The organism is Hujiaoplasma nucleasis (genome assembly GCF_013745115.1).
GTDB lineage: Bacteria > Bacillota_I > Bacilli_A > Izemoplasmatales > Hujiaoplasmataceae > Hujiaoplasma > Hujiaoplasma nucleasis.
In genome coordinates this window covers 1,621,254-1,633,208 of record NZ_CP051151.1, presented here as the reverse complement: position 1 = coordinate 1,633,208, position 11,955 = coordinate 1,621,254, and the positions used below count along the sequence as shown (strand labels likewise).

Annotated in this window: 11 protein-coding genes; 5 read left to right on the top strand and 6 right to left on the bottom strand. The window is 30.6% G+C overall.

Annotation, left to right across the window (positions count from 1 at the left end; translation table 11 throughout):
- Positions 1 to 110 precede the first annotated feature (110 nt).
- The 6 genes from HF295_RS07850 to HF295_RS07825 form a co-directional block, all read right to left on the bottom strand.
- Positions 111 to 1,007, bottom strand: a complete 897-nt coding sequence (locus tag HF295_RS07850; RefSeq protein ID WP_312031621.1) for a phosphotransferase enzyme family protein — start codon at positions 1,005 to 1,007, stop codon at positions 111 to 113.
- A 75-nt stretch (positions 1,008 to 1,082) separates the two neighbouring features.
- Positions 1,083 to 2,537, bottom strand: a complete 1,455-nt coding sequence (gnd, locus tag HF295_RS07845; protein WP_312031620.1) for a decarboxylating NADP(+)-dependent phosphogluconate dehydrogenase — start codon at positions 2,535 to 2,537, stop codon at positions 1,083 to 1,085.
- 10 nt (positions 2,538 to 2,547) lie between these two features.
- Positions 2,548 to 3,387, bottom strand: a complete 840-nt coding sequence (locus tag HF295_RS07840; RefSeq protein ID WP_312031619.1) for a GNAT family N-acetyltransferase — start codon at positions 3,385 to 3,387, stop codon at positions 2,548 to 2,550.
- Positions 3,388 to 3,394: 7 nt separating this feature from the next.
- Positions 3,395 to 5,482 (bottom strand): CotH kinase family protein, encoded by a 2,088-nt coding sequence (locus HF295_RS07835; RefSeq protein WP_312031618.1) that lies wholly within the window; start codon positions 5,480 to 5,482, stop codon positions 3,395 to 3,397.
- A gap of 75 nt (positions 5,483 to 5,557) precedes the next feature.
- Positions 5,558 to 6,532: a serine hydrolase domain-containing protein gene (locus HF295_RS07830; RefSeq protein WP_312031617.1), complete on the bottom strand. Its 975-nt coding sequence runs from the start codon at positions 6,530 to 6,532 to the stop codon at positions 5,558 to 5,560.
- Positions 6,533 to 6,547: 15 nt separating this feature from the next.
- On the bottom strand, positions 6,548 to 7,651 hold the full coding sequence (locus tag HF295_RS07825) for an NADH-dependent flavin oxidoreductase (RefSeq protein ID WP_312031616.1): 1,104 nt from the start codon (positions 7,649 to 7,651) through the stop codon (positions 6,548 to 6,550).
- A 397-nt stretch (positions 7,652 to 8,048) separates the two neighbouring features.
- On the opposite strand from HF295_RS07825, the gene HF295_RS07820 reads away from it, so the two are divergent.
- The 5 genes from HF295_RS07820 to HF295_RS07800 are packed head-to-tail and all read left to right on the top strand — an operon-like array spanning position 8,049 to position 11,944.
- Positions 8,049 to 8,990 carry an RnfABCDGE type electron transport complex subunit D gene (locus HF295_RS07820; protein WP_312031615.1) on the top strand — a complete coding sequence of 314 codons (942 nt, stop codon included), beginning with the start codon at positions 8,049 to 8,051 and terminating at the stop codon, positions 8,988 to 8,990.
- Entirely contained in the window at positions 8,987 to 9,571 is a 585-nt protein-coding gene (locus HF295_RS07815) for an FMN-binding protein (protein ID WP_312031614.1), read from the top strand. The genes HF295_RS07820 and HF295_RS07815 overlap by 4 nt, the downstream gene beginning before the upstream one ends.
- An 11-nt stretch (positions 9,572 to 9,582) precedes the next feature.
- Positions 9,583 to 10,218 carry an electron transport complex subunit RsxE gene (gene rsxE, locus HF295_RS07810; RefSeq protein ID WP_312031613.1) on the top strand — a complete coding sequence of 212 codons (636 nt, stop codon included), beginning with the start codon at positions 9,583 to 9,585 and terminating at the stop codon, positions 10,216 to 10,218.
- 34 nt (positions 10,219 to 10,252) lie between these two features.
- Positions 10,253 to 10,834 carry an Rnf-Nqr domain containing protein gene (locus tag HF295_RS07805; protein WP_312031612.1) on the top strand — a complete coding sequence of 194 codons (582 nt, stop codon included), beginning with the start codon at positions 10,253 to 10,255 and terminating at the stop codon, positions 10,832 to 10,834.
- Positions 10,835 to 10,843: 9 nt separating this feature from the next.
- Positions 10,844 to 11,944, top strand: a complete 1,101-nt coding sequence (locus tag HF295_RS07800) for an NADH:ubiquinone reductase (Na(+)-transporting) subunit F (RefSeq protein ID WP_312031611.1) — start codon at positions 10,844 to 10,846, stop codon at positions 11,942 to 11,944.
- Positions 11,945 to 11,955 lie beyond the last annotated feature (11 nt).

The window sequence follows — 11,955 nt, the reverse complement described above, 5'->3', positions numbered from 1 at the left end:
AAAAAACAATAATAATTGAAAAAAAAGCCTATATTTACTGTTAATTTGATATTTTTAGCAATAAATATATGTTTTTTATTAGATTAATGATTAAAACACATTCAATTTAATCACTCGTAATTAAAATCAATTGGAACAAATTTTTCATGATTCTTGATTTGCTTAATAGATAAATCAATATACTTCTTTTGCCAAGTTCCCAAAGAAATTATTGGTAATTGATTGATGGTAGCCAAAAGTTTTAATTGTCTTAATCTAAAAAATATATTGATGTCTTTAAAGTCAAATTGGGTCTCTTGATTTACAGATCGATAACCTCTCATGAAATGATTAAAAACTTCTAGGTTAGCTAGCAAATCTATATCCATAGGGTCACCACCAAGTAACAAATAAAATATATATACTGCAATATCGTATAGATAATAGTTGTATTCTAAATCATCAAAATCAATCACACAAACTTTGTCTTTATCATACATTAGATTAGAATATAAATAATCTCCATGTATTAATCCATAATAATTAGGTTCTTTTTTCATTGAATCTATGGTTTTTAGTGTCTTTTTTAATTCTGTTTTTATCATAGGATCAAGTTCGTTGATCAGTTGAATATCTGGGTGTTTTTTATAGTCTTTTCTAGAATATTGATTTTGATTCATAGAAAATAGATGAATTTGACCTAATGCTTTACCTGCATTAAAGTGATGTTTCATTGTCAAAGATAGTTCATACCAATGCTTCATATGCAACTTTTCATAAAAAGAAAGAAGATAATCCTGATGCTCAATAACATATGAACCTTCAATTTGAATTGCTTTAACAACATTCATAATTTTACTAAGCTGATTTAAATAAGAAATTTCTGCCATTGTTTCTTCAAAACTTCTTCTTTGAATAAGCCTAATCACAATCTCTTTTCCTTGATATAAACCAGATAAGATCTGATTATGGAAACCCTTTAAACTTTTAATGTCATATATATTCAATGATTTAAGGTATTCAATCATAATATTTATCTCTCCACACTTATTATATCATACTTAGATAAAAAATAAATCGCCTCAAAATGAGGCGATTATCAATTATACATTATAAGTTGTAGAAGAAGTTTTTCCGCCTTTACCTGTCCAATTGGTATGGAAGAATATTCCTCTATCTTGATCAACTCTTTCGTAAGTATGGGCACCAAAGTAATCTCTTTGTGCTTGTAAAAGGTTGGCTGGTAATCTATGACTCGTATATCCATCAAAATAAGCAAGTGCTGAACTTAAGGCTGGCACAGGAATACCAGATAAAACTGCAGTGGATACTATCTTTCTTAAGCTAGGAATCACTTGTTCCATAGTATTTATAAAATAATCATCTAATAGTAAATTGCTTAAATTAGGATTTTTATCAAAAGCGTTTTTAATTTTATCTAAGAATACTGATCTAATGATACAACCACCTCTCCACATAAGGGCAATCCCACCATAATTTAGATTCCATTCGTGGGATTCAGCAGCGGCTTTCATTAGTTGATAACCTTGAGTATATGAAAGAATTTTCGCACCATAAAGCGCTTTTCTTAAATCCTCAATGAAGACATTCTTATTTCCATTTAAGGGTTTATTTGATTTTGGATACAATTTAGAGGCAAGCACTCTTTCTTCTTTGAGAGCTGATAAAAACCTTGAGAAAACAGATTCTCCAATTAGGGTTAAAGGAATGCCTTCTTCTAAGGCTGAAGAAACTGTCCACTTACCAGTACCTTTTTGACCAGCTGTGTCTAATATTTTATCTATGAGATGTTGTCCACGTTCATCCTTGTAAGCTAATATATCAGCTGTAATCTCTATTAAGTAAGAATCTAACTCTGATTGGTTCCACTTAGAAAAAATAGTTGACATTTCATCGTTATTTAAAGCAATTAAGCTTTTCATAATATGATAAATTTCAGTAATTAATTGAATATCTCCGTATTCAATCCCATTATGAACCATTTTAACAAAATGGCCTGCACCATCTTCTCCAACCCAATCGCAACAAACCTGTCCATCATTGACTTTAGCAGCTATTGACTGTAACAAAGGTTTAACAATTGGCCATGCTTCTTTATTACCACCAGGCATTATGGATGGCCCTATTAGAGCACCCTCTTCACCACCTGATACACCACTGCCTACATAAAGAATGTTTTTACTTTTTAAATATTGAGTTCTTCTTGTCGTATCTTCGTAGTTTGAATTGCCACCATCAATAATCACATCTCCCTCATCTAACAAAGGGATTAATTGTTCAATGACTTGATCTACTGGGTTTCCTGCTTTTATCATTAACATGATTTTTCTAGGTTTTTTCAACATAGAAACTAGTTCTTCCATATTCGTCGTACCGGCAAAATTTTTACCCTTAGCTCGACCATTTAAAAAAGTATCAATGGTATCTTGTTTTCTAGAAGACACAACCACGGAGAAACCTTTAGATGACATATTTAAAGCTAAATTTTCGCCCATTACAGCGATACCTATCAATCCAACATCATATAATTTTTCCATCTTAATTCTCCTATTCTTTTAATTTTTTATATACTGTATATTCTTTAAAACCAATGGGGTAATCATATATTTCCATAATTTTTTTATAATTTCTTTTTTGATAAAAACCTAATGCTTGAAATTCAAAGGTGGTTAAATATAAATTATATACACCTCGATTATAGGCATCTTCTTCAATTAAATCCATAAGTTTACTGGCGATATTATTGCCCCTATAATCTTTATCAACGAAAAGAATATTGATAAAAAGGTATTGGTATTGATAATTACCATAGATACCACCAACAAATTGGTCTCCATCTAAGGCTACAAATTGAACGTCGATATCTTCAGAAGAATAATGAAGTGATTTTTTTATTTTTTGATTGGCTTTCTTCATTATTCTATCATATTTACTTAATTGTTTGTCACTAGTATGCTTTTGATAATTATCCATTTCATGATCAATAGTAAAATCTGTTGTCAATAAAAACACATAATCTTTCCCATCGACCATATCCTTTAACTGACCCTTTTGTATAAATTTTAGTTTTTTTAAATCACTAATTCTATTTGCTAAGATTGATTGGTATTGAATGCCTTCTACTTTATCTTTATAGAATTCCTTTATATTGTTTATAAGTGCCTTAAGGCTATCAAAGTTCTTGTAATAAATTTGCATTATATGACACCAATCAGAAACCATTTTTGTGTGTGCTATAGCGACTAAATCTTGATCTTCAAAAATATAAAAATTTTGTTTATCTTTTTCTCTATAACCAGTTTGGCTTTGATTATAATTTTTAATTTCACTAATAATTTTATCATTGTAGATAAAATTATTATCTTTAATAAATTTTATATTCTTCATAAACCTCCTAATTAAATTTATTGATTTCTTGATTTAACCAATCAATTCTTATTATTAAGAAATCCCTTAAAAACTCAACTTGACCTTCGTAAGTTTGAATGGCTAATAATTCAGGTGAAACAAACCAATCTTGATAAGAACCTATAATATCCCAACTTTGAAAGTTATGATATCTTGAAAGATTGATTTGGTCTGTAAGCCTGTATACTTCATCAATTATGTTCAGAATGACTTCTTCATAAACCTGATTCCACCTTAATTTTAAGGCTGATTTAAATTCATCATATTCCATCAGGTAATAGAAAATTCGATTTTTTTCGCTTCTTGAAGTATAAAATCCTTCAGGACCTCTTAAATCTTCTTGTAAATGTCCATAATTTCCACTTGATAAATCAAAGTCCCATACTGGACCCATTTTCAACAAGCCACCTTGATCTTTATAATAATATACAGAAGAATAACCCGAATCAACATTTTTAAAAATTTCATTGACAATAAACCAGTCGATAAAAGTACTTTCATCAATTAAATGGTGATAATCTTCCTTATTCTTTAAGACATTAAATAAATCATTCATATATGTTTCTATGTATTCTTTTTGTCCAGGCAAATAATGTTGATCATAATAATCAGGTGATTTTATCACAAAAGGTATCCCGTCAATTAAGAAATAATTTTCCTTGGTTGTGTCCAAACCTTCATCATAAATTCTCATATCATACTCTAGCAAATAGCCAGTGTCTATATTAGATGTGTTTTCTTCAATGTTAATTCTGTCATTGGTCACTTCAACTTGATCAGTTAACAGATAATTTCCTTGATAAACTCCATTAACATATAGGTCAACAAATTGAAAACTTGGTGAAAATTCCATGTTTAAATCTCTAGACAGCTGAAAAGCGAGAGCATTTCTAATTAATGTTTGATCAGAGAAATTTGCTAATAAAACCCAGTCTTTTTCAAAATAATCAGTGAACATTGACTGCTTATCATCGAACTTAATTTTATATGGCAATTTTGGCATATATAAGGTAGAGTTTCCTCTTAGTCTAATATTCATACCTACTTGATTTAAGAGAATTTCTTCTTGATTATATTCATTAAAATTATAAAGTGTTAAATGCCCATAAACATAGGTTTCCTTTGAATCAATACTTTGATTAGCTTCAGTAGTGATATGAATCTCAGGTATTTTATGAATCTTAGTCATTGCTAAAAATGTTAAAATTAACTGGTGGGTTCTTATCTGATTTTGATAAGTTAACTCTATATTCATATTCACGGTCTTATCTTGATCATGAAATATGAATATCAAGCGATTATTTAGAATATATGAGTGATCCACACTATATGATACTTGAACCACATCATGCTTTGGTAGGGAAATATCCGATTGAACATAAGTTGGTATAGCAGCTTGGATTTCTTCTATAGCATCCAAAAATATTTCATTTACTAAAGACTCTTGGTACATATCTTCATCTCTTAACTGAAGGATAGTAAAATCAAAAATTTGGCTAGAACTTTGATAATCAATGATTACTCTAATATCAAGAGTCTTAGAATAACTTAATGCTTCATAGATTATTTTATAGTTTTCTAGTCTTTGATTATTTAAATAATAACGAATACTTAATCCTTCTTTTAAGAGCATAGGCAAAACAGTATCTTCACTTATTTGTTCAGGAAAATATTCGCTAATCATTAAGTAGACTTCTTGAATATAGGCTTCATCTTCATTTATCGTTTCTTGGTGAGAAGTTGGAGTCTCTGTTTGATCTTCTGTTATCTCTATTGTAGTTTGAACTTCTGTAAAAGTTTCTTCATCAGTACTTGTAGGTTCTTCTGTACTAGTTTCTTCTTCAGTACTTGTTAGTTCTTCTTTGCTTGTTATTGGAAAACTCGTAGTCAACTCTGTATCATCTTCTATTGTAGGAATTTCAGTTGATTTCTCATATGTGTTTTCTATAGTTTCGTTGTCATTTGTGCTTGATTCAATTGAAGAATCTATCATGCTTGTATTGACTACAAAACCATCACACCCTAATAAGAACATGACAAAAGAAAAACTTATGAGTAAGATTATTTTTTTCATCGCAACACCTCTTCAGTTTAAGTTTATCATACCTTATATTACTTTCTTAATACAGTTTTTTATGAAAAAATATAATTATGATAGTTCTTCTTTGATTTGATCATACAATTTAAAGACATTATCTTGGTAATTAGAAAAAATAGATATGATTCTATCTTTACTTATATTGTAGCCACTAATAAAACTAACTCCAGGATCCATGCCGGTAATATAAGGTTGTCCTTGTTCATCAAGCCAAACTCCTAATCCGTAGAATCCCTTTTCTAATGATACATGTTTCTTTAACATTAAATCTATGTTTTCTTTTTTTATGATTTTGCCTTGGATAAATCCAATCCAAAATTTAGATAAATCGAAGGTGGAAAAATAAGCGCCACCTGCACCGCTTCCTTTTGCATCGATACTATAAATGTTTGAATAGTAGTTCTTTTTAATAGGATCAAAGATATAGGCGTTTGCACAATTCATAGGTAAACGATCTAATTCATAATATCCTGTGTCTTTCATATTCAAAGGTTCAAATATAATTTGATTTAGGTATTTATCAAAGGGCATTTTAGTAATTTCTTCAATAACAATACCTAAGATAACAAATCCAGAATCATTGTAAGAAAAATGGTCCCCTCTAGTATATTCCATTGGCTTTTTAATAAATAGGGGTAATAGATCTTTTGAAGATCTGATTTTATAATTAGGATAATCATTCCAAATTTCACTATAGTCATTAACTTCAGACAAGTCAAAGTAATTTGGTATACCTGATGTATGTGTCAATAAATCTTTAATTGAAATTAATTGATCAATTGAGTTTAAATTAAAAGTTAATATTTGACCAAGCGTTGAGTCTAAACTCAATAATTTTTCTTCAATTAGTTTCATGATGGCAAGGGCAATAAATATTTTTCCACCAGAAGCTGTTGGAAATTTTGTGTCTTTGTTTATAGGTAGTTGATTGTAATGATCTCTATAGCCCTTATATACAATTTGGTCTTTATCTTTCATTTTTAGATGTATTAAACCGCCATTAAAATCTTTTAAATATTTTTCCATAAGAGTCTCCTTTTTTTATTGGTCAAAACTAAATCCCCTATCAGATAAATTACGCCATCTTTTTACTCTTTCATATAAATTTGATGGAAGTATAGAGTTTTTATCAAAGACTTTTTTTACTGGATGATTATTTATGATATGACTAACCACATTTTCATCTGCTAGGGCTTGTAAGCCAATGGCTAATAAATCAAAACCTAAATTGATAGCATGATTAGCCTTATCTAAATTATCTATTTCTCCTACACCTATTAGTTTCTTATGGCCAAGATTTTCTTTTTTTAATATTTCTATGATTGGTTTTTTATTTATTTCATCTCTAATTGAACTTTGTTTATAATTACCCAATGAAAAATGAATATAATCTATGTTTTTCATAGATAAATTTCTTACAAGTACTTTAGTATCATCCAAGTTTATTCCTGGATTTTCATATTCTTCAGGACTCAAACGATAACCAATTATAAAATCATCATTGGCATAGTCTTTTCTTGTTTGAATGGCCATATCCACTAATGCCAATGGGAAGGTCATTCTTTTTTCTAAAGAACCTCCAAATTCATCTGTTCTTCGATTTGAATGTGGACTAAAAAACTGTTGGATTAAATAAGTATTAGCACCATGTAATTCAATGCCATCAAAGCCTGCTTTAATTGCTCGTATCATGGCTTGTCTAAAATCATCTATAATTCCATAGACTTCATCATTTGTTAGGGCTCTAGGTTCTAATAAGTAATCTCTTTCAGCTTTAATAGCTGATGCACTAACAATGTCTTGGCCTTCAAACAAACCCGGATAATTCATTCTTCCTCCATGATGCAATTGAAGGATCGCTAATGCGCCGCCTAATTTGATTGATTTTGCGAGTCTTGCCATTGATGGTATGTAATCATCATTCATAATAGAAATTTGATTTTCAAATGCTTGGGCTTGTTTACTTACAGCTGTTGCGGCTGTAATAACCATTCCAAATTCTTTTCCTCTTGCTTGATAATATTTTTCCTCTTCATCGCTTAATGTTAAATCAGGATTTCCTGAATAGGTTGTCATAGGAGCTAATACAAATCGATTTTTAATAATGATATTTTCTTTAAATTTATAGTTTTTAAAGTTATTCATGTGTTCACCTCTTTATTATTTTAACATATATTTGAATCCCCTAGCTTTAATATCATTTAATTATCAATTTCACCATAATTGATAAATTTCATAAGAAGTATTTTTACTGATATCAAGAAAAGACCTAATAATCAAATAAAATTATCAAGAATTGTATTTTTAAAATTTGATTTATGGTATTTTATCTTTAAGTTCACAAAAAAAACATAATTTTCAAATTTACCATAAACATATAAAAAGAATAATGCTATAATAAATAAAAATACATCCTTAATTAAAGATTAAAGAATTAAACGAATCACTTAAAATAATTCAAAATTAAAAATATATATAGGCATCATCATGATTGATATCATGTAAGAATATATAAAAATACAAGATAGAAAGTAGGGATTTTATGACACAAGAAATGCAATTAGATTTGCAGCAAGTACCAAGCAAAAAAAATCTTATTATATTTACCGGTTCTTTGCTCGTCCTACTGATTGCTTCAGCTTTTCTTTACGGACTCTATGTCTTCGCTATTGCAGCTGTAGCTTTAGTATCAGGAGCCTTGGTTGAATGGGTGTTTGCCAAAGTAAGGAAACTTGAGTTTGATATTTCATGGATGGTTTCTCCTTTGGTTTTAACATTATTAATGCCACCTAGAGTTAATTTATGGATTGTCGCCGTGGCTACAGCCTTTGGTATTTTCTTCGGTAAAGCTATTTTTGGTGGTTTAGGAAGAAATATTTTCAATCCTGCAGTTGTAGGTGTATTATTTGTTACTATATCTTTTCCATCAATCATTACTGCAGCTGAATGGATTCATCCTTCAGTAGAAAACTTTACAGGTTCAACACCGCTTGTCATGTTAAATGGTGATGGAGAGTTTACTTATTTATTTAAAGACTTACTCTTTGGTAATGTACCAGGACATATTGGTGAAACTTTTAGAATCGGAATCATTGTCTTAGGTATTGGCTTATTGGTCTTAAAAGTAGCTGATTGGCGTATTCCTCTTGCTTACTTAGGTGGAAGTTTTATTCTAACAGCTATTGGTCATTTAGCAGCACCTGATATATTCCCTGATCCAATATTATCAATGTTTGTGGGCACCTTGTTATTTGCGGCCTTCTTTTTAGCAACTGACCCTGTGACTGCACCAATAAAACCTATGGGTAAGATTGTATTTGGTTTAGGTTTGGCTTTCTTTACAGTCTTAATTCGTAATTTTGCAACTTTCCAAGAAGGTGTTATTTTCGCTATTATTTTAATGAATGCAATTGCACCTCTCATTGATGACTTATTTAATAAAGAAGTTGAAGAAAGCAAGTTAAGCGAGGTGACTGAACAATGAATCAATATTTAAAAATGACGCTTTTTGTTTTGATTATGGCACTCATTACTTCATCAGTCTTACTTGGTGTTGAGGCTTTAACAGCTGATCGTATTCAAGCAAACCAAGATGCTAAAGTAAAGTCTGCTGTTTTAGATGCCAATGGAATAGCTTATTCTATTACAAACATTAATGAAACTTTTGATGCTGAAATCGAAATCATCGAGCTAGAAGATTGGGTATTTTATCTTAATCCTGATACTGGCGCAGTAAGTTTTAATATTGAAGGCGGTGGAGTTTGGGGCCCTATTGAAGGTATATTAACTTTAGAAAGTGATTTTGAGACGATATTGAATGTCACTATTCTACAACAAGAAGAAACTCCTGGTTTAGGTGGTGTCATTGCTGAATCTCAATACTTAGCTACCTTTGTTGGAAAAGTGATGGTTCCTAGATTTGAGATTAATAAAGACACTTCTGAAAATGCTATCTACGAGATTGACTCCATTACAGGCGCTACCAATACTTCCAAAAGGTTTGAAACTTTAATCAATGAAGACTATTTAGCAGCTAAAGCTGTTTGGAATAGTCGGAATGAGTAAGGGGGATTAAGATGAGACTTATTCGTGTTAAATATACTAAATGGTACAACATCTTAAAAGATGGTATTTCTAGAAACAATCCTATTGTCGTTGCTGTTTTAGGTATTTGTTCAGCCTTGGCTGTAACAAACAAAGTTGAAAATGCAATTGCCATGGGATTAGGGGTTACCTTTGTTATTATGGCTTCATCATTAACCATTTCTTTAATTAGAAATATTATTCCACAAAAAGTTAGAATGGTAACTTATATGGTTATTATTTCTACTTATGTAATTTCTGTACAAGCAGTTCTTCAAGCCTTCTTTATGCCAATAGCTGATGCTTTAGGGGCATATGTAGGTTTAATTATTACCAACTGTATTGTTATGGGTAGACAAGAAGCTTATGCTGTTAAAAACCCTGTTAAATACTCAATTGTAGATGGTTTTGCTTCTGGTATGGGTTACACTTTTGTTTTAGTCGTGGTTGCTGCCATTAGAGAAATATTAGCTTTTGGTACATTATTAAATGTTCAAATCATGTCTGTGACATGGGAACGTTGGGTCGTTATGGCGATGGCACCTGGTGGTTTCTTTGTTTTGGGATTACTTATTTGGGGCATGAGAGAATTAATCAAATATTATGAAGGTCAGGAACAAACATCATGATTAGTTCAATATCAGTTATGAAAGGAATGATCTTATGAAAAACATTATAGAAATCATTATTTCAACAATGACAAGTCAAAACATCGCTTTGGTTTATATTTTAGGGATGTGTCCTTTAATCGCCATCTCAACTAATGTAAAAAATGCAAAAGGCATGGGTATAGCTGTAGTCTTTGTCGTAACACTTACTGGGATAATTAATTGGCCAATCTATGAACTTTTAAAAACAACTGGAACAACCAACTTATCTCTATTGGTTTTCATTATTACTATTGCAGCTACAGTGCAATTCTTAGAAATGTTCTTAGCTAAATTTTCACCAAAATTATACAATAGTTTCGGTATTTATTTACCATTAATTACTGTGAACTGTGTTGTATTAGCTGTCTCTATCTTCTTTGTTAATAGAGATTACAATTTTATTGAAACTGCTGCTTTTTCATTTGGATCTTCAGTTGGCTGGATGCTCGCAATAGTCTTATTAGCAGGTATCAGACAAAAAATATCCAAAAATTCATACCTACCCAAAGGATTATCTGGTAAAGCAATTGCCTTCATTATTTTAGGCATTTTATCCCTAGCGTTTATAGGCTTTACTGGCTTATCAATATTCTAGGAGGTCAAAATGAATATTATTTTAGCAATTAATTTTTATATACCAATTATATTAATCGGCATATTAATGGTTATTACTGGTTTATTAATTCTTGCCAATATCGCATTGGGGGGTAATAAAGAAAAAGTCATTACTATTAATGGAAAAACAGAAATTCCTGTCAAGGGAGAAGATACCTTATTAAATATCCTTTCAAACAATAAGATCTTTATTCCTTCTGCTTGTGGTGGTAAAGCAACTTGTGGTTTTTGTAAAGTTAAAGTTGTTGAAGGTGGCGGAGATGTTAAACCTATGGAAGAACCTTTCCTTTCACCTCAAGAAAAGAAAGATAATGTCAGACTTTCATGTCAAGTTAAGGTTCAAGATGATATTAAAATAGAGATTCCTGAATCAATGCTATTTGCTCAAGAATATAGCTGTGAAGTCATCAATATTGAAGATTTAACTTATGATATTAAGTTGGTTCAATTTAAATTCATTAATCCAACTTCAATGTCATTTAAACCTGGACAATATGCTCAATTAAAAGTTCCTGGAATTGATGTTATTCGTGCTTATTCAATTGCATCTAACCCTAAGATAACTCATAAAATAGAGTTAATCATTAGAATGGTTCCAAAAGGGAAAGCAACAACCTTTGTTCACAGGGCCTTAGAACTAGGTGATAAAGTAATAGTAACAGGACCTTATGGGGACTTCTATTTACAAGAAGATTCTAACAAGGATATGGTTTGTATCGCAGGGGGCTCTGGTAAAGCACCTATTCGATCAATCTTGCATTTCCTTAAAGACCAAGGAATGCCAAGAAAAGTAAAATATTTCTTCGGTGCACGTTCAAAAAAAGACTTATATTATACGGAAGAGTTTGTTGAACTTGCTAAAGAGTTTCCAAATTTCGAATACATTCCTGCCCTATCAGACCCATTACCTGAGGATCAATGGGAAGGTGATGTAGGCTTAATTACTGAAGTTGTTGATAAATATTGTGGCGATTTAAGCGATTCAGAAGCTTATTTATGTGGTTCGCCAGGGATGATCAATGCTTGTATCAATGTTCTTAATGAACATAAAATTGATCCTAGCAATGTCTTCTATGATAAGTTCTCTTAATTAAATAAATA